This is a genomic window from Streptomyces sp. NPDC027672, from assembly GCF_055566335.1.
This window is the reverse complement of record NZ_JBVHSO010000002.1, coordinates 175,466-192,932: the sequence shown is the minus strand read 5'-3', so window position 1 is coordinate 192,932 and position 17,467 is coordinate 175,466. Positions and strand designations below refer to the sequence as shown.

15 protein-coding genes are annotated in these 17,467 nt (G+C 74.7%); 8 read left to right on the top strand and 7 right to left on the bottom strand.

Translation table 11 applies throughout. From position 1 onward, the window contains the following. Nucleotides 1–202 precede the first annotated feature (202 nt). From ACZ4SV_RS05375 to ACZ4SV_RS05365, 3 genes are all read left to right on the top strand, one after another. Nucleotides 203–1,684 (top strand): hypothetical protein, encoded by a 1,482-nt coding sequence (locus ACZ4SV_RS05375; RefSeq protein ID WP_468001594.1) that lies wholly within the window; start codon nt 203–205, stop codon nt 1,682–1,684. Continuing rightward, complete coding sequence (locus tag ACZ4SV_RS05370) at nt 1,681–2,628, top strand: lysylphosphatidylglycerol synthase domain-containing protein (protein ID WP_468001592.1); 948 nt, start codon at nt 1,681–1,683, stop codon at nt 2,626–2,628. Before ACZ4SV_RS05375 ends, ACZ4SV_RS05370 begins: the two co-directional genes overlap by 4 nt. A gap of 405 nt (nt 2,629–3,033) precedes the next feature. Further along, a complete protein-coding gene (locus tag ACZ4SV_RS05365; RefSeq protein WP_365941751.1) occupies nt 3,034–3,510 on the top strand; it encodes a DUF5709 domain-containing protein in 477 nt (158 codons plus the stop codon). 153 nt (nt 3,511–3,663) lie between these two features. Here the strand turns inward: ACZ4SV_RS05365 and ACZ4SV_RS05360 are convergent, their stop codons facing one another. Further along, nucleotides 3,664–3,870 (bottom strand): hypothetical protein, encoded by a 207-nt coding sequence (locus ACZ4SV_RS05360; protein ID WP_365883144.1) that lies wholly within the window; start codon nt 3,868–3,870, stop codon nt 3,664–3,666. Nucleotides 3,871–4,131: 261 nt separating this feature from the next. Here ACZ4SV_RS05360 and ACZ4SV_RS05355 point away from each other — a divergent pair, with 261 nt between their 5' ends. Beyond that, a complete protein-coding gene (locus ACZ4SV_RS05355; RefSeq protein WP_468001589.1) occupies nt 4,132–5,976 on the top strand; it encodes a glycoside hydrolase family 15 protein in 1,845 nt (614 codons plus the stop codon). Nucleotides 5,977–6,153: 177 nt separating this feature from the next. Further along, a complete protein-coding gene (locus ACZ4SV_RS05350; protein WP_397934920.1) occupies nt 6,154–6,390 on the top strand; it encodes a hypothetical protein in 237 nt (78 codons plus the stop codon). 114 nt (nt 6,391–6,504) lie between these two features. On the opposite strand, the gene ACZ4SV_RS05345 is transcribed toward ACZ4SV_RS05350, so the two are convergent. Further along, a complete protein-coding gene (locus ACZ4SV_RS05345; protein ID WP_468001587.1) occupies nt 6,505–9,243 on the bottom strand; it encodes a SpoIIE family protein phosphatase in 2,739 nt (912 codons plus the stop codon). 258 nt (nt 9,244–9,501) lie between these two features. Between ACZ4SV_RS05345 and ACZ4SV_RS05340 the strand changes: the two genes are divergently transcribed. After that, nucleotides 9,502–10,779 carry a hypothetical protein gene (locus ACZ4SV_RS05340; protein WP_468001585.1) on the top strand — a complete coding sequence of 426 codons (1,278 nt, stop codon included), beginning with the start codon at nt 9,502–9,504 and terminating at the stop codon, nt 10,777–10,779. Nucleotides 10,780–10,836: 57 nt separating this feature from the next. Here the strand turns inward: ACZ4SV_RS05340 and ACZ4SV_RS05335 are convergent, their stop codons facing one another. The 5 genes from ACZ4SV_RS05335 to ACZ4SV_RS05315 form a co-directional block, all read right to left on the bottom strand. Beyond that, nucleotides 10,837–11,124, bottom strand: a complete 288-nt coding sequence (locus tag ACZ4SV_RS05335; protein ID WP_468001583.1) for a YkvA family protein — start codon at nt 11,122–11,124, stop codon at nt 10,837–10,839. 99 nt (nt 11,125–11,223) lie between these two features. After that, nucleotides 11,224–12,483 carry a hypothetical protein gene (locus ACZ4SV_RS05330; RefSeq protein WP_468001581.1) on the bottom strand — a complete coding sequence of 420 codons (1,260 nt, stop codon included), beginning with the start codon at nt 12,481–12,483 and terminating at the stop codon, nt 11,224–11,226. Between the two features lie 147 nt (nt 12,484–12,630). Continuing rightward, a complete protein-coding gene (locus ACZ4SV_RS05325; RefSeq protein ID WP_468001579.1) occupies nt 12,631–12,981 on the bottom strand; it encodes a hypothetical protein in 351 nt (116 codons plus the stop codon). Then, entirely contained in the window at nt 12,978–13,190 is a 213-nt protein-coding gene (locus ACZ4SV_RS05320; RefSeq protein ID WP_468001577.1) for a hypothetical protein, read from the bottom strand. The genes ACZ4SV_RS05325 and ACZ4SV_RS05320 overlap by 4 nt, the downstream gene beginning before the upstream one ends. Before the next feature lie 449 nt (nt 13,191–13,639). Then, nucleotides 13,640–15,004: an FAD-dependent oxidoreductase gene (locus tag ACZ4SV_RS05315; protein WP_365881718.1), complete on the bottom strand. Its 1,365-nt coding sequence runs from the start codon at nt 15,002–15,004 to the stop codon at nt 13,640–13,642. A gap of 313 nt (nt 15,005–15,317) precedes the next feature. Between ACZ4SV_RS05315 and ACZ4SV_RS05310 the strand changes: the two genes are divergently transcribed. Further along, nucleotides 15,318–16,217 (top strand): lysostaphin resistance A-like protein, encoded by a 900-nt coding sequence (locus ACZ4SV_RS05310; protein ID WP_468001575.1) that lies wholly within the window; start codon nt 15,318–15,320, stop codon nt 16,215–16,217. Between the two features lie 15 nt (nt 16,218–16,232). Beyond that, complete coding sequence (locus ACZ4SV_RS05305) at nt 16,233–17,465, top strand: sensor histidine kinase (protein ID WP_468001573.1); 1,233 nt, start codon at nt 16,233–16,235, stop codon at nt 17,463–17,465. Nucleotides 17,466–17,467 lie beyond the last annotated feature (2 nt).

The following is a 17,467-nucleotide window of genomic DNA, read 5'->3' as shown; positions in this document are numbered from 1 at the left end:
GAGCCGTCGGCCGGGCGGGACGCGCCGGGCCGGCGGATTCCCGCCGTAGGGTGTGCCGGGGCGTCCGCCGGATGGCCCTGCCCGCCGGGCGCGGCCGGGTGATCCGCGCCGGTGCGGCCGTGTCTCCCCGCCCGCCTCCCGGCCCCCGGGCATCGCGGAGGGACAGTGGACCTCGCGATCCGAGGGCACTTGAGGGGTGGTCATGGGCGGCAGCGCGCACGCGGCACTCGGCACGGCGGACCGGGAACACGAGCGCCCCGCGTCCGCCCGCCCCGCCCCGGCCGGCCGGCCGCTCGCGGCCGTCGCCGTGGCCTTCACGCTGGCCCAACTCCTGCTCGTGCGGCCCGGGATGGGCCTCGGCTGGGACGAGACGGTGTACGTCAGCCAGGTCAGCCGGCACGCCCCGGCCGCCTTCTTCAGCGCGCCCCGCGCCCGGGGCGTCTCCCTGCTGGTCGCGCCCGTCGCCGCCTGGTCCTCGTCCACGGCCCTGCTGCGGACCTACCTCGCCGTCCTCTCCGGTCTCGCCCTGTTCCTGGCGCTGCGCGCCTGGCGCGGTCTGTTCCCGGTGCGGGTGCTCGCCCTGGCCGGCGGCCTGTTCGCCTCGCTGTGGGTGACCCTGTTCTACGGCCCCCAGGCCATGCCCAACCTCTGGGTCGCCGTCGCCGCCCTGACCGCCGTCGCCTGCTTCCTGCGCCTCGGGGCCGACCGCGCCGACCGCGCGGCCCTGTGGGGTCTGGCCGGGAGCGCGCTGCTGATGGCGTGGATGCGGCCGGTGGACGCGGTCTGGGCGAGCCTGCCCCTGCTCGCCGTGGGCCTCCGGCGCGGTCACCGGCGGGCGCTGCTCGTCCTCACGGCCGGGCTCGCCGCCGGCGCCGTCCAGTGGGTGGCCGAGGCGTACACGCGCTACGGCGGCCTGGCCCGCCGGCTGGCCGACGGCGCCGCGATCCAAGGCGGCCTCGACTGGCACCTCGCCTTCGCGGACCAGTTGCGGGGCCTGGGCGGCCGGACCCTGTGCCGCCCGTGTGCCGGCGCCCTGCCGCATCCCCTCCTCACCTTCTGGTGGTTCGCGCTTCCCCCGCTCGCCGTCCTCGCGGTGGTCCTCGCCGTCCGCGCCCGGCGCCCGGCGGCCACCGCACTGCCGCTCGCCTGCGCGGCGACCGCCGCGTTCCCCTACCTGTTCCTGCTCGACTACGCGGCCCCCCGCTTCCTGCTGCCCGCCTACGCGCTGCTCGCCGTCCCGGTCGCCGACGCGCTCACCCGGCTGGCGGCCGCCCGGCGCCCGGTGCCGCGTCCGGTCCTCGCGGTGCTGGTCTGCGCCGGGCTCGCCGTGTACCTCCTGGTGCAGGCCGCCATGGTCCTGCGGGTGGCCGGCACCACCACGGCCGCCCGCAGGACCTGGGCCCGTACCGCGGCCGAACTGCACCGCCACGGCGTCCGGCCGCCCTGTCTGGTCACCGGTCACGAGGCCATCCCGGTCGGCTTCGCCGCCGGGTGCGCCTCGGCCGCGACGACCGGGCCCAACGCCAACACCACCGTGGCCGGCATCCTCCGCACCGCCCGCCGGATCCCGGTCGCCACGCTGGTGCCGGCCGGTGCGGCGCCGCCCGGTCACACCCGCGGCTGGTCCTCCGCGCCGGCCGGCGCCGTCCGGCTGTACTACGCCGTGCCGGGCGCCCGCCCATGACCTCACCGGCCGGCCTCGCCGCCGCCCTCGGCCGCCGCCGCGCCTGCTGGCACGCCGGCGGCTGCCTCGCCGTCCTGCTCGGCGCGCTGTACCTGCTTCACCGGTACTGGCCGGTGGTGGAGAGCGGGGCCGGGCGGCTGGCGGTCGCCGACCCCGGCTGGCTGCTGACCGGCGCGGTGGCGGCCCTGGGCACCTGGGCCGCCGCCGCGCTCGCCCAGCAGGGCGCCGTCGTCCGGCGGCTGCCCGGCGCCCGGCTGGTCGCCGCCCAGTTCGCCGCCTCCGCCGCCAACCATCTGCTGCCCGCCGGCCTCGGCGCGGGCGCGGTGAACCTGCGCTTCCTGATGCGCTGCGGGCTGCCGGCCCGGCGCGCGGCCGGCGCCCTCGCCGTTAAGGCCGCCGCGGGCGCCGCCGTCCGCCTGGCGCTGATCGCGCTGCTCGCCCCGGCCTGCCCCGGGCTGCTGCGCCTGCCGCGCGTCTCCCCGGTGGCGGTCGCCGCCGCCGCGGGCGCGGCCGTACTGGTCGCCCTGCTGCCGCTCACCCCGTGGTGGGCGCGGTGCCGGCGGGCGCTCGGCACCGTGCTGGCCGGCCTCCGCGCGCCGCACGCCCGTCCGGCCCGCGCGGCGGCCCTGTGGGGCGGTTCCCTGGCCTTCGCGGTGCTGCACGCGCTGGTCCTCATCGCCGTCACCCGGGCCGTCGGGCTGGCGCTCGCCCCGCTCCAGGTGGCGCTGCTGTACCTCGCCGCCAGCAGCGCCGCCGCCCTGCTGCCCACACCGGGCGGCCTCGGCTCGCTGGACGCCGCGCTGGCCCTCGCCCTCACCGCCGCCGGCACCCCGGGTGCCGCCGCCGCGTCCGCGGTGCTCGGCTACCGGCTGCTGACGGTCTGGCTGCCGCTGCTGCCCGGTCTGCTGGTGCTCGGCGCGCTGGTGCGCCGCAAGGCGCTGTGACCTGCCCCGGACCAGCGGCCCCGGCAGACTTTCCCGCTCACGCTTTCCCTCTCCATGGGCAAGCCGTGCCGCCCTCTTTACTGCAGGGCTGTTGCAGGTACGGATCGATGGCACAAGGCTTGAGGCGCAGCCGTACCCGCTCCACCCGGAGGAAAGCCTCCACACGGCCGCCCCTGACTCCGCTCCGCGCCTCCCCGCCCGGCCGGACCAAACCGCCCGGCCGGCACCGCGTCCGCGGCTCCACGACGCGGCGGGAGCGGATCAGGGCCGCCGGGCACGCCCCGGGCCGCCGATCATGCTCGGACCCCCCGGGCCGCTCCCGCGCCGAGCCGTCCGGGCGGGATTAATGATCCGCCCACGGGAAACGCGGACCGGGACCGCCCGCGAACCCCGAAGGAGGCGACCATGAGCGAGCAGCAGTCCGAGCAGACCCCCATGGCGGACGACGCGTACCAGCCCACCGGCACCAACGAGGAACAAGAGGACGCCGCGCCCCTGGACTTGCAGGACGCGGTCGGCGAGCGCACCTACGACGACATCCTCGACGAGGGCTACTCCCCGCCCGAACGCCCGCTGGGCGTCACCAAGCACGGCATCACCGCCGGTGAGCAGCACGAGGGCGAGAGCCTGGACGAGCGGCTCGGCCAGGAGGTCCCGGACGTGACCGCGCCGCCCGGTGACGAGATCGGCGACCTGCCCGGCGGCGAGGGCGAGCCGGTCGACCCGGAGGCGGGCGGCGCCCGCGCGGGCCGCCTGGTCGCCCCCGACGAGGGCGCCCACACCGACACCACGAAGGAGGAGGTCGCCCGGGACATCGGGATCGACGGGGGAGCGGCCGGCGCCGAGGAGGCGGCGATGCACGTGGTGGAGGAGGAGCCCTGAGTACACCGGGGACGCGGGCCGGTCCTCCCGGGCAGGCGTCCCGGGGGCCGTCCACGGCGGACACGGCGGGCGGGTGACAGCGGGCGGGCCGGGCGCGATCGCACCCGGCCCGCCCGTCCGCCCGGCCTCTGCGCGCCGGATCCCCGGACCGCCCTAAGGCAGCAGCTTCTCGATGGCCGCCGGGCCCTCCGACTCCAGCTTGCGCCGCGCCCAGTCGAGGGTCTTCGGTGTGACGTCCCTGCCCGCCGCCATCACCAGGTCCTCCGGGGTGACATCCCTGGGGGGCGCGGAGTGGAGCAGGGCGTCCGGGGTGCGCACGTCGTCCGACGCACGGGACTCTTCGGGTGTGGGTGCCGACATGATGCCTCCTCCTCGGTCCGGATGACCGCATCCGTGCCGGTGCCTCCGAACGGGGCACACTCTCACCATTGCCCGCCGCGGCCCACCCTGCATCCGGAAGGCCCGGGAACGGACGCCGGGCGCCTTCCCGCGCCACCGCGAACCCCGCACTCGTAAGCTGGAGCAGACACCGCGGACCGGGAGGATCCCGGCAGCGGGAGAACCCCGCGAGCGCGGGGAAACGCACCGCATCGCACCGCACCGCACACCGGGAGGCCGCCGATGGCCGCGACCCCGTTCGCCGAGGACGCCCCCAGCCCCCGCTACCTGCCCATCGCCGACCACGGCCTCATCGGCGACCTGCGCAGCGTGGCCCTGGTCGGCACCAACGGCACCATCGACTGGTACTGCAGCCCCTCCTTCGACTCCCCGAGCGTCTTCGCGGCCATCCTCGACGCCGAACGCGGCGGACGCTACGAGCTGGCCGCCGCCGTACCGGCCCGCACCAAGCAGTTCTACTTCCCCGACACCAACGTGCTGATCACCCGCTTCTTCACCGACGAGGGCGTCGGCGAGGTGCAGGACTTCATGCCCGTGTACTGCGACGAGACGCGCGAGGTGTGCGAGGTGCGCCGGCACCGGCTGATCCGGCGGGTGATCTGCGTCCGCGGCACCGTGCCCTTCCGCGCGCTGATCGCCCCCCGCTTCAACTACGGCGCCGACCCGCACACCCTGCGCCTCGTGGACGACATGATCGTCTTCGAGTCACCCAAGCAGTCCCTGGCCTTCACCTCCACCGTCGCCGTGGAGAACGACGGCCGGGACGCGCGCGCCGAATTCAAACTGGCCGAGGGCGAGACGGCGGTGTTCGCCCTCGACCAGCTCGGCGTCCGGGTGCCGCCCCGCGGCTGCGCCCACGCCGAGGCGGAACACGAGTTCAACGCCACCGTGGCCTACTGGCGCCACTGGCTGCACCAGTCCCGCTACCGGGGCCGCTGGCGGGAGATGGTGCACCGCTCCGCCCTCACCCTGAAGCTGCTCACCTACGCGCCCACCGGCGCCATCGTCGCCGCGCCCACCACCAGCCTGCCCGAGCAGCTCGGCGGCGAACGCAACTGGGACTACCGCTACGTCTGGGTCCGCGACGCCGCCTTCGCCGTCTACGCCCTGCTCCGGCTCGGCTTCACCGGCGAGGCCGCGGCCTTCATGCACTTCCTGACCACGAACATCAGCCCCGGCGACGGCGCCGGCACCGGACCGCTCCAGATCATGTACGGCATCGACGGCCGCACCGAGCTGCCCGAGCGCGAACTGCCCCACCTGGAGGGCCACCTGGGCTCCGCGCCGGTCCGGGTCGGCAACGCCGCCGCCGACCAGCTCCAGCTCGACATCTACGGCGCGCTGATCGACTCCGCCTACCTCTACGACAAGTGGGCGCAGCCCATCCCGAGCGGACAGTGGGACGACCTGTGCCGGCTCGTCGACTGGGTCTGCGACCACTGGGACCAGCCCGACGAGGGCGTCTGGGAGACCCGCGGCGGCCGCAAGAACTTCCTGTACTCCCGGCTGATGTGCTGGGTCGCGATCGAGCGGGCGATCCGCCTGGCCAACCACCGCGGCCTGCCCGCCGACCACCGCCGCTGGCGCCAGACCCGGGACACCATCTACCGGCGGATCATGGACCGCGGCTGGTCGGAGCGCCGGGGCGCCTTCGTGCAGTACGAGGGCGCCGACGTCCTCGACGCCTCGGTGCTGATGATGCCGCTCGCCAAGTTCATCGCCCCCACCGACCCCAAGTGGCTGTCCACCCTGGACGCGCTCACCGAGGACCTCGTCTCCGACTCCCTCGTCTACCGCTACGACCCGCAGGCCAGCCCCGACGGCCTGCGCGGCGACGAAGGCACCTTCTCCATCTGCTCGTTCTGGTACGTCGAGGCGCTGGTCCGGGCCGGCCGGCTGGACGAGGCACGGCTGGCCTTCGAGAAGATGCTCACCTACGCCAACCACCTCGGTCTGTACGCCGAGGAGATCGGCCGCACCGGCGAGCAACAGGGCAACTTCCCGCAGGCGTTCACCCATCTGTCCCTGATCAGCGCCGCCTTCAACCTGGACCGCGCCCTCGGCTGAGCCGCCCCGCGCCGCCGGGCCCGGCACCGCCCGCGCCCCGGTGTGGCCCGATACGGCCCGGTGCCCGATGCGTGGCGGTTCGGTACCCGAACGGGCGGTGTGTCCGCACCCGGCCCGGGTACCCGGGCGGTCCCACAGCGGGACCGACTCAGGCTCGACACAAGGAGGGAATCCCGGATGACCAGCACCAGCGAGACCGGCGACGTCACGGGCACGCGCGACAAGGACTACAACCTCATCTGGTACGTCGAGGCGTGTCTGAGCAACGCCCTGCGCCTGGAGCAGTACATCCAGGACGCCGAGCGGGAGAAGGACAACGAGGTCGTGGAGCTGTTCCGCAAGGCCCAGTCCGACAGCCGCAAGGGCGCCGAGCTGGGCAAGCAGCTGCTGCGCGCCCGCCTCGGCGGCGACTGACCGTCGCCCGCCCGGGCGTCCCGGTGCCCCGCCACGGGCCCGGCGGACCGCGTGTCGCCGTCCGCCGGGCCCGTGCCGTGCCCCGGCGCCCCTTCCGTCCGCGCCGGCCCGCGCTCAGGGCAGCGGCTGCTCCGCCCAGATCACCTTGCCGTGTGGCGTGTACCGGGTGCCCCACCGCTCGGCGAGCTGCGCCACCAGGAACAGCCCCCGGCCGCCCTCGTCGGTGCTCGCCGCGTACCGCAGGTGCGGCGAGGTCGTACTGCGGTCGGAGACCTCGCAGATCAGCGTCCGGTCCCGCAGCAGCCGCATCCCGATCGGACCGCGTCCGTAGCGGATGGCGTTGGTGACCAGCTCGCTCAGGATCAGCTCCGTCGTGAACGCCAGCTCCTCCAGCCCCCAGTCGGCCAGCCGCCGGGTCACAGAGGACCGCACCCGCGACACCGCCGCCGGATCGGACGGCACCTGCCACTGCGCCACCCGGTCCTCGCCCAGCACCCGGGTACGGGCCACGATCAGCGCCACGTCGTCGCTCGGCCGGGCCGGCAGCCGGTCCAGCACCGTGCGGCAGGTCTCCTCGGGCGAGGCGCCCGGCGTCCCGCCGAGCGCGTCGGACAGCAGAGCCAGGCCCTCGTCGATGTCCCGGTCCCGGTCCTCCACCAGCCCGTCGGTGTACAGCACCAGCCGGCTGCCCTCCGCCAGCTCCAGTTCCGCCGTCTCGAACGGCAGCCCGCCCAGCCCCAGCGGCGGACCCGCGGGCACGTCCGCGAACTCCACCGAGCCGTCCGGACCCACCAGCGCGGGCGGCGGATGACCGGCCCGGGCCAGCGTGCACCGCCGGGACACCGGGTCGTAGATCGCGTACAGACAGGTCGCGCCCGTCACCACGGCCCCGCCCGACGCCGGGGTCTCGTCCTGGTCGATCCGTCCGACCAGCTCGTCCAGGAGCGCGAGCAGCTCGTCCGGCGGCAGATCGAGCGCCGAGAAGTTGTGCACGGCCGTCCGCAGCCGGCCCATCGTCGCCGCCGCGTGCAGGCCGTGCCCCACCACGTCCCCGACGACGAGCGCCACCCGGGCACCGGACAGCGGCAGCACGTCGAACCAGTCGCCGCCGACACCCGACTGGGCCGGCAGATAGCGGTAGGCGATCTCCAGGGCGCCCTGCTCGGGCAGGGAGCGCGGCAGCAGGCTGCGCTGGAGCGTGACCGCCATGCTGTGCTCGCGGGTGTACCGGCGGGCGTTGTCGATGGACACCGCGGCCCGCGCCCCCAGCTCCTCCGCCAGCGACACGTCCTCGGCGTCGAACGGCTGCGGCTTCTCCGCCCGCCAGAAGTTCGCCACGCCCAGCACCAGCGCGCCCGCCCGCAGCGGCACGGTGATCAGCGAGTGGATGCCGTACGCCAGCACCTGGTCGGTGCGCTCCAGGTCCTGCGCCCGCCAGCCGGGCGTGTCCCGCAGCCGCGCCGCCACGACCGACTGCCCCGTCGTCAGGGCACGGGTCTGCGGCGAGGTCGCCACGAACCGGATCCGCTCGCCCACCGGGTACAGCGGGACGTCCTCGCGGTCGCCCGCGCAGGCCGTACGGCGCAGCGCCGTATCCGGCCGCGGCTCCTCCCCGCTCAGCACCGCCTCGAACAGGTCGACGGTGGCGAAGTCCGCGAACCGGGGCACCGCCAGCCCGGCCAGCTCCTCCGCGGTCCGCGACACGTCCAGACTGGTGCCGATGCCCACCCCGGCGTCGTACAGCATGTTCAGCCGCTCCCGGGCCACGTCCGCGCGGCCCGACAGCGCGCGCAGCTCGGTGGAGTCGCGCAGCGTGGTCACACTGCCGGGCGGGCCGCCGCGCAGATCCGTCGGCCGCTGGTTGATCGCCAGCAGCCGGTCCTTGACCAGGTGCACCTCGTCCGTCGCGACCCGCCCCGAGGCCAGCAGACCCGCCGTCTCGTCGTTCAGACCCAGCTCCAGCACATGCCGCCGCTCGGCGTCCGCCGGCAGGTCCAGCAGCCGGTGCGCCTCGTCGTTGGCGAGCAGCAGCCGGCCGTCGTCCGCGACGATCAGCACACCCTCGCGGACCGCGTGCAGCACCGCGTCGTGGTGCTCGTACATCCGGGTCATCTCGTACGGCCCGAGGCCGTGCGTCTGGCGCAGCAGCCGTCTGCTGACCAGGGCCGTGCCCGCCGTGGCCAGCGCCAGCGCGGCGGCCGCCGCGGCGAGCAGCAGCGGCAACTGCTGGTCGGCGGTGCCGCCCACGTGCGCGGTGGTGATCCCGGCGGACACCAGGCCCACCACCGTGCCCGCCGCGTCCCGCACGGGCACCACGACCTGCACCAGCGGGCCGATGGTGCCGGTGACGTGCTCGGTGACCGTCCCCCCGGCCAGCGCCGGACCGATGTTCCCGACGAACTTCTTGCCGATCCGGTCCGTCTCGGGGTGCGTGTAGCGGATACCGTCGGTGTTCATCACGACGATGAAGTCCACGCCGGTCGCCTTGCGGGAGGCCTCCGCGCGCGGCTGGAGCACGGCCGTGGGATCGGCGGAGCGCAGGGCCGCGGCCGTACCCGGAGCGTTGGCGAAGGTCTCGGCCACGGCGAGGGAACGATTCGCCGCCTCGGTGTCGCTGTCGTGCCGCACCTGGAGCACCTGGGCCACCACCGCCGAGACGACCAGCAGCAGCACGATCACCACTTGCAGCAGGAACACCTGACCGGCCACGCTGCGCCCGGTCACCGCCGACCGGAGCACCCCGGGCCGGCCGCCCCCCGGACCACGGCCCGGCCGCGCCGGGCCGTGCGGTGCGCGCGGGTACCCGAGCGTTCGGGGCGGCCGGGTCGCGGACCGGCCGGGCAGTCGCACCATGTGCCCATGTCTACACTGCCCGGCGCCGTCCGGCGAGACCGTCACCCGGTCGGAGCAGGGCCCGCTGCCGGTTCCCTCACACCGGCGCGCCGCCCGGGTGGCGGGGCCCGGGACCCGCTCGTAGGAATGGACTGCGCGCCGCCGTGACCGGCGACGGACCACGTGCGTGCCGTGACCGGCCGACCGGCCGCGGACCGTGTGACGCCGACCGCGTGCGGGGGCGCGCAGCCGCGCCCGCACCCGTCCCCTGGAGCCGAGATGACCACCCGCTCTCCGTCACCCCGCCCCGAGGACACGCTCATAGCCCCGGCGCCCACCGACCCGCCCGCGGAAGGCTCCGGGGGCCCGGGCGATCGCACGCCTGACGGCTCCGCGCGTGACAGCGCCGAGTACGACGGGCACCACGATCCCGTGTCCAGCGCCCCGGTGTACGACACCCCGGCGGACGACGACCCGCTGCACGGTCTGGTCCACGCGGCCGTCGCCGACCGCCCGCTGGAGGACGTCGTCCGGCTCCTCGGCTTGCTGGAGCGCTCACCCGGGCACGCCCGGACCACGGCGTCCGCACTGCGTGCCCTGGGGACCGAACGGTCCGTGGAGGACGTCACCCGCCTGGTGGCCCTGCTGACCGAGCCGCCCAGGAAGACCGACAGCGCGGACGAGCTGATCCGCGCCGCCGCCGAGGGCCGCCCGCTGGCGGAGGTCTCGCGGCTGGTGCGGCTGCTGCACCGCGGCCCCGTGGAACCGCACTGCGGGCAGACGGCCATACGCGCGGTGGCCGTCCACCGCCCCGTCGAGGACCTCGCCGAACTGATCGACAGCCTGGCCACGGAAGACGAGCCGCCCGAACGCTCGGCTCTGAACCCGGCGGACTCCGGTCCGACCGGTGCCGGGTCGACGGGCTTCAGGGCGGCCGATGCGCCGTTCCAGCAGGGGCGGGGGACACCGCCGCGGGCAGGATGGCCCGCGAAGGAGCCGGCGACGCAGGGGAGCACGGTCGAGGTGCGGGCTGCTTCGGTGCCGTCGCCTTCCGCTCCTGCGCCTTCCGGTAGTGCTTCCGCCCCGGCTTCCGCGTTCCTCTTCGCGTCCGCCTCCGTCCCGGCCACGGCTGTGCACCGGGCCGGTGGCGGACGGGCGCCCGCGGCCACCGTGTGGGCCGCCCGGTGTGCCGCGCTGCTGGTGTTCCTGTGCGGGTTGGCCCACCTCCCGCGCTACTGGACCGGGCTGTCCCACGGCAGCCTCGGGACCACCCTGCTCGCCTCCGCGCTGTGCGGGCTGCTGGCGCTCGCCCTCACCGCGCGCACCGCACCGGCCCGGCTGGTCGGGGCGACGGTCTCGGCCGTCCTGACGGCGGCGTTCGCCGCGGGACCGGTGTTCGGCGCCCGTCTCGGCCTGCCGGACGTGGCGCTGCCGGCGGCGACCCTGGCCCCGCCCTGGCTGGCCGGTCCGGTGGCCGTGACAGCCACCGCCGGGGCACTGGCGGTGCTGCTGACGGCCGTGACGGCGCGCAGGACGGAGGGTGCGGGAGCGGGCTGAGCCACGGTTCCCTCGCCGGCGGATCACCCATAGCGAGCCGGGCCGGGCCTGGGCCGGTCAGGCGTCCTTCGTCCCGCCCGGCAGCGGCCGGGCGGTGCGCAGGCTGCGCAGGGCGAGGAGGAGGACGCCGATGTCGTCCAGGTAGACCGGGTCGGGCATCAGGTCGGTGGGCAGCAGCAGATACGCGACCGCGCCCCAGAACACCCAGCGCGGACCGGTCGGCAGACCCGCGCGCCGCAGCGTCTGCCGGGTCCGCACCAGCCGCACCAGTAGCACGACCGCGACGGCGAGCAGCACCGCCGCGACGACGCCGCCGAGCACCAGCAGGGTCGTGGTCGTGTCCATCCTCGCTCCTTCTCCGGTCCGCCCTCTGCGCTCCGCGCTCTGCGGTCCGCGTTCTCCGGTCCGCGCGCCGAGCAGGCCCGGCCGGTGGTCCGGACCGCTCTAGGACGCCTTCCCGTCCCCGCGGCCCGTACCCCCGACGCCTTCCCGCACGATCTCGTCCGGCGCACCGGACGCGTCCGGTGTGTCAGGCGCGTCCGATGTGCCAGGCACGTCCGCCGAGGCCGCCGCGCCGGAGTGTTCCGGCTCCGGCTGGCGGCCCCTGCCCGGCAGCCGCAGCCGCTCGAACGTCCGGGTGAGCTGCTGCAACGCGCCCGGCGAGCGGGAGCCGGGCCGCTGCTGGGGCAGGGTGGGCACCGGGACGTCGCGGTAGGCGGCCAGGGCCTCCAGCGCCTGCTCGGCGGCCTCCTTGTACAGGTCCCGCGACTTCGTCATCGCCTCCAGCGCCTCGGCGTACATCGCGACCAGCCGCCGCTGGGCCTCCAGCTCCTCGTGCAGGGTCAGCAGGGTCCAGTTCTCGCGCAGGTCGGCCAGCGCCTCCGCGGCCCCCTGGGACAGCGGCCGGGGCAGGGCGACGAAGTGCCGCAGGGCCGCGATCAGCTCGGCCGGCTCCGAACCGTCCAGGAAGACGTTGCGTACGCTGTGCTCCCGGCCGTCGTAGCCGTCCGGCGCCGGATCCGGCGGCAGCAGGACCGCGCCGCCGCGCGGCACCTCGACGCCGAGGTCCTTCAGGGCCCAGTTGACTCCGCGCAACTGCTGCGGGGTGGCCCGGTGCTCGATCACGCGGTGGCGCAGTCCGGGCGGGAGCAGCCGGGCCAGCGGCCGCCGGCCCCGTTCGTCGGGGGTCATCGCCTCGTGCACGACGACATGGACGCACCACGCCTCCCGGGCCGCGTCCCGCAGCCGGCGCCGCATCTCCTTGTCGTCCTCGGGCAGCGCGTTGACGTGCCGGAAGCGCAGCCCGGGGACCGTGGGGTGGTGGTCCCAGGAGCCGTCGCCGTCCTCGTCGGCGGCGTCGTCGGGCCAGAACAGGGTCGCCGGCGAGGGCCATGCGTCGTCCCACGGCCGCTCGGCCTCCGCGACCAGTCGCCACTCGTGCCCCGTGAGCCGGTCCCGGGGCGGTACGAGGGTCAGCCGGGCCCGCACGGTCACGGTGCCCCCGGCCCGCCAGCGGGCCTCGAAGACCCGCAGGCCGGGATCCCCGGCCGCGGCCGGCTCGGCGAAGTCGTCGATGTCCCCGCTCTCCTTGTGCCGGCGCAGGGTGCGGCGGACGACGTCCTCGGGGGCGGGACCGGTGTGACGGCCCCGCACCGCCCAGAGCGTCTGCGGGACGGTGGCGTGGTCGGCGGCGGAGTTCGACATGAGCCAATCTGCTGACGGGGGCGGGTGCGCCTCCCAGTATCACCGCTCGGCGGCGCGACCGGGGCGCGGGGGCCCGGCGCCGCGCGTCGCCCGGAAGTGCGACCGGCGCACGGAGCGCACGCCGTACGCCGGGGCCCGTGCGGCCCGTCAGCCCAGCAGCGCGAGCAGCCGCCCCAGCGCCTCCATGACGGGCCTGCCCACCTCGCCCACGGTCGCCGCGATCTGCGCGACGGACGCCAGGATCATGCCGCGCTCACGCAGGGCGGCCCGGTCGGGGGTGAGCGCGGGCAGCGCGTTCTCCACGGTCCGCGCCTGGTCCGGGGCGAGCGCCGGGCGCAGGTCCTCGAGGAGGAGGGTGAGGTCCGTCACGGCGGCCTGGAGCCCGGTGTCCTGAGCGGTGTCGTCGTGGTGGACGACGGTGCCGTGGTTGATGCCGACGACCTTTTCGCCGCCGTTCACGTTGACGACGTCCCCGTAGTAGTTCGACGTGTCGCTCACAGTCTGATCCCCGTGTTTCCCCTGCCGCCGTTCAGGTTGACGACGGAACCGAAGTTGTTCGTGGTGTTGTACTGGTGAAGGACGGCGGAGAACTCGTATTCCGGGTGGTCGATCGCGTACACGATCTGCCCGGCGATCGCCCGCAGCTCATCCATGGTCGGCAGGGTCAGGACCACCCTGGAACCGCTGTTCATCTCGACGACCAGCACCGGCTTCCTCGGCCAGATCAGGACGATGAAGACGACGATCAGGGGGAAGGCCTTCCCCGGCGGGGAGGCAGCGGCATCGGCGGTAGCCGAGGAGGCGGCTGGGGCGGAGGAGACGGGGGCTGGGGCGGAAGCTGTGGCGGAGGCCAGGGAGGTGTCCCGGGAGGTGGTACGCCGATGCCGCCGGTGCCGTCCATGGTTCCCCCGTGCTGTCGTCACACCCACCCGCGCGGTGCGTGACGCGGGAGCATCATTAAGCCGGTGCGGGGTCATGGGACGGCAGACGAGATACGGCCAATCTGCCGTGCTCCTGCACGGATGAGCTGGGGCTTCGTCGTCACGTGCGGGCGATCTTCAGGAAGACGAACCGCTCCGGTCCGGCGCGGGCCCGCACGGCCACGGGGGCCGGCGCACTCGCGCCGGCCCCCGCCGTCCCCGGTGGAGCCGGGGCCTTACGCCCCGCTCTCCCGCAGCATGTCCTCACGCTCGACCAGCTTCACCCGTTCGCGGCCCTGCGGCTCGCCCAGGGCCCGCTCGGCGGCGTCGAGGCGGTACCAGCCCTCCCAGGTGGTGAAGCGGACGTTCCGCTCGGCGAGGAAGGCGTCCACGGCCTCCGGCTCGGGCGTGGCCGGGGTGTGCAGGCGGCCGTTCGCGTAGTCGTCCAGCAGATTGGCGACGGTCTCGTTGGCGTCGCCCTTGGTGTGGCCGATGAGACCGACCGGGCCGCGCCGGATCCAGCCGGTGACATAGGTGGACTGCAGCGGGGTGCCGCCCTCCTCGACGACCCGGCCGCCCTGGTCCGGGACGGTGCCGGAGGCGATGTCCCAGGGCAGCTTGGGCAGCTTCTCGGAGAGGTAGCCGACCGCGCGGTAGACCGCCGTGACGTCCCAGTCCTTGAAGACGCCGGTGCCCTTGACGTTGCCGGTGCCGTCCAGGGCGGTGCGCTCGGTGCGCAGGCCGACGACCTTGCCGTCCTCGCCGAGGATCTCGGCGGGCGACTCGAAGAAGTGCAGGAACAGCTTGTGCGGACGGTTGCCGACGTCCCGGATCGCCCAGTTCTCCAGCGTCTTGGCGACCATGTCGGCCTGCTTGTTGCCGCGCCGGGTCTCGATCGAGCCCTCGTCGTAGTCGATGTCCTCGGGGTCGACGATGACCTCGATGTTCGGCGAGTGGTCCAGCTCGCGCAGCTCCATCGGGCTGAACTTCGCCTGCGCCGGGCCACGGCGGCCGAAGACGTGGATCTCCACGGCCTTGTTGGCCTTCAGACCGTCGTAGACGTTCGGCGGGATCTCGGTCGGCAGCAGTTCGTCGGCGGTCTTGGCCAGGATGCGGGCCACGTCCAGGGCCACGTTGCCGACGCCGAGGACGGCGACCTTCTCGGCCTCCAGCGGCCAGGTGCGCGGCACGTCCGGGTGGCCGTCGTACCAGGAGACGAAGTCGGCGGCGCCGTAGGAGCCGTCCAGGTCGATGCCGGGTATGGACAGGTCGCGGTCGGCCATCGCGCCGGTGGAGAAGATCACCGCGTCGTAGAAGGCGCGCAGGTCGTCCAGGCCGAGGTCCGTCGGGTAGTCGACGTTGCCGAACAGCCGGATCTGCGGCTTGTCGAGCACCTGATGCAGGGCGGTGATGATGCCCTTGATGCGCGGGTGGTCGGGCGCGACGCCGTACCGGATCAGGCCGAACGGGGCGGGCATCCGCTCGAAGAGGTCGATGGACACACCGGGGTCGGCGGCCACCTCGGACTTGAGCAGGGCGTCGGCGGCGTAGATCCCGGCGGGGCCGGCTCCGACGATGGCTACCCGCAGGGCGCGCGGCATGATCAGGTTCCCTTCGCGTGAAAATGGGCGACTTGATCAGGAAGCCTAAACTAAGGCAGCCCTAAGTTGGTACGGGGGTCGGGTCTATGACCTCATAAGCCGATCTTATGGCTCACCCAGGCCGCACTTATGGGCCTGCTGTCCCGAAGCAGCCCAGGCTCCCCACCGGGCGGGCGGTACGTAAGACGTTTCCCGGGCGCATCCCCCGCGAGAGCTACAGGAGCTGTCCATGCGCGGGTGATTCGCGGACGGCGCCGGATTCCTAGCGTGGTGGTCGGGTCGCCGCCGGTGCGACCGCCACAGGGGGGCCACCATGAGTACACCATCCACCGCACGGCACGCCGGAGTCCCCGGCCCGGGCCCGGGCCCCGACGATCCCGACGCGCGCGGCGGCCGTCTCGGCCGGATCGTCCGCTCTCCGCTCGGCTGGATGGTGACGGGCCTGGCCGGCGTCGGCCTGGTCTCGGCCCTGACCGCCACGGGTCCCGGTCCGGTTCCGGCGCTGGGCGCGGCGGTCGCGGTGGCCGTGTACTGGCTGGTCATGCGCCGTGTCGCGCGACGCCCGGCGCCGGAGATCGCCCGGCGGGGAGCCGGCCGGGAGGCGCTGCTGGGCGGCGCGACGGGCCTGGGCTTCGTATGGGTGTCCGCCTTGCTGATCACGGCGTTCGGGGGTTACTCGTTCTCCTGGGCGGGCCACGGCTTCATGGCGGTCGTCTGGTCCGCGGTCATGGTGCAGACCGGCGCCGCGGTCACCGAAGAGCTGTTGTTCCGCGGTCTCGCGCTCCAGGCCCTGGAGCAATTGTGGGGCAGCCGGGCCGCCATCGTGATCACCGGGCTGTTCTTCGGCATCGCCCATCTGAGCGTTCCGGAAGCCAGTGCGTGGAGTGCGCTGGCGATCGCCGTGGAGGCGGGCGTGATGCTCGGCGCCGCGTTCCTGTGGCGGCGTAACATCTGGTTCGTTGCGGGGCTGCACTTCGCCTGGAACACCACCGAGGGGCTGCTCGGCATCCCGGTCTCCGGGCACACCGCCGAGGGCCTGTTCACCGTCGACGCGCATGGCTCCGCCGTGCTGACCGGTGGTGGCTTCGGCCTGGAGGCGGCGCTGGTGCCCGTGGTCCTCGGTGTGCTGCTCGCCGTCCGCATGGTCGTCCTCGCCCGCCGCGGCGGCCGTCTGCTGCCCCGCCGATCCGCACGACACACCCAGGCCGGCTGACCGGAGGAAACGGTAGTGACATCCCCTCAGGCGCCCTGGAGCCGTGCGCTGTTCCGGGCGCCGCTCGACTGGTGGGAGGAGCGGGACGCCTTCCTCAAGGACGGCGTCCTCGCCCTGGTGATGGCCCTGTTGGCCTTCGTGCCCACCGTGTCCCACATCGGGGCGCAGATCGGGGACCTGCCCGAGCGGCCGGTGAGCGTGCCGAGCATCGGGCTGATCCTGGCCCAGACCCTGCCGCTGGCGGCCCGCCGGCGATGGCCCGCGGGCAGTCTGGTCGTCATCGCGGGCGCGTTCGCCGCGTACCAGGCGCTGGGCTTCCCGACGACGTTCGGGAGTCTGGGGCTGTATCTGGCCCTGTACTCGGCCGGGGCCCACCAGATCCGCCTCCGCCACGCTCTGGCGGGCGTGGTGAGCGCGGGCTACGCCGTGCTGACCCTCGTCCTGAACCGCCTCGGCTCACCGCAGGGCATCGCGGACTATCTCGCGTTCTATCTGACGCTGGGCGCGTTCTGGCTGGTGGGGAGCACCGTACGCACACGGCGGGCGGAGGAGGCGCAGCGGCGGCGGCTGGCCGCCGAAGTGGCCACGGCCGCAGAGCGGGCACGCATCGCCGGCGAGCTGCACGACGTGGTCACCCATCATGTGACGGCCATGGTGGTCCAGGCGGACGCGGCACAGTTCCTGCTCACCTCCGCACCGGACAAGGCCGGCGAGGGACTGTCGGCCGTCAGCGACACCGGCCGGCGGGCGCTGACAGAACTGCGCTACCTGCTCGGCGTGCTGGAGGCGACCGGCGAGTCGGCGTCCGCGGACCCGGCGCGCGCGGACCGGGCACCCACCCTGGGACGGCTCGGGGACCTGGTCGAACAGGCCCGCTGGTCGGGGCAGCCGGTCGAGTTCAGCGAGCGGGGCGAGCGGCGAGCGCAGTCCGTGGACGTGGAGCTGGCCGCGTACCGGGTGGTGCAGGAGGCACTCACCAACGCGATGAAGTACGCCGCCGGGCAGCCGACACGGGTCCTGGTCCGGCACGGCGAGGAGCGCATCGAGATCACGGTGACCACCGACGGGCCCACCGCCTCCCCGGCGACCCCAACCACCGTGCGTCAGCCGGACCCTGGGGGCGGGCGTGGACTGGCGGGGCTGCGTGCACGGGCGTGGATGGCCGGTGGTGAACTGGAGGCCGGACCCCGGCCCGGAGGCGGGTTCGAGGTCCACGCCACCCTTCCGTCCAAGCCCGCACCGGAGTGACC

Bases quoted from the DNA above. Each gene is read 5' to 3' on its own strand.
- ACZ4SV_RS05315 (WP_365881718.1), bottom strand. From the start codon at position 15,004: ATGCCGCGCGCCCTGCGGGTAGCCATCGTCGGAGCCGGCCCCGCCGGG.
- ACZ4SV_RS05365 (WP_365941751.1), top strand. From the start codon at position 3,034: ATGAGCGAGCAGCAGTCCGAGCAGACCCCCATGGCGGACGACGCGTAC.
- ACZ4SV_RS05375 (WP_468001594.1), top strand. From the start codon at position 203: ATGGGCGGCAGCGCGCACGCGGCACTCGGCACGGCGGACCGGGAACAC.
- ACZ4SV_RS05330 (WP_468001581.1), bottom strand. From the start codon at position 12,483: ATGTCGAACTCCGCCGCCGACCACGCCACCGTCCCGCAGACGCTCTGG.
- ACZ4SV_RS05360 (WP_365883144.1), bottom strand. From the start codon at position 3,870: ATGTCGGCACCCACACCCGAAGAGTCCCGTGCGTCGGACGACGTGCGC.
- ACZ4SV_RS05335 (WP_468001583.1), bottom strand. From the start codon at position 11,124: ATGGACACGACCACGACCCTGCTGGTGCTCGGCGGCGTCGTCGCGGCG.
- ACZ4SV_RS05340 (WP_468001585.1), top strand. From the start codon at position 9,502: ATGACCACCCGCTCTCCGTCACCCCGCCCCGAGGACACGCTCATAGCC.
- ACZ4SV_RS05370 (WP_468001592.1), top strand. From the start codon at position 1,681: ATGACCTCACCGGCCGGCCTCGCCGCCGCCCTCGGCCGCCGCCGCGCC.
- ACZ4SV_RS05345 (WP_468001587.1), bottom strand. From the start codon at position 9,243: ATGGTGCGACTGCCCGGCCGGTCCGCGACCCGGCCGCCCCGAACGCTC.
- ACZ4SV_RS05355 (WP_468001589.1), top strand. From the start codon at position 4,132: ATGGCCGCGACCCCGTTCGCCGAGGACGCCCCCAGCCCCCGCTACCTG.
- ACZ4SV_RS05350 (WP_397934920.1), top strand. From the start codon at position 6,154: ATGACCAGCACCAGCGAGACCGGCGACGTCACGGGCACGCGCGACAAG.
- ACZ4SV_RS05310 (WP_468001575.1), top strand. From the start codon at position 15,318: ATGAGTACACCATCCACCGCACGGCACGCCGGAGTCCCCGGCCCGGGC.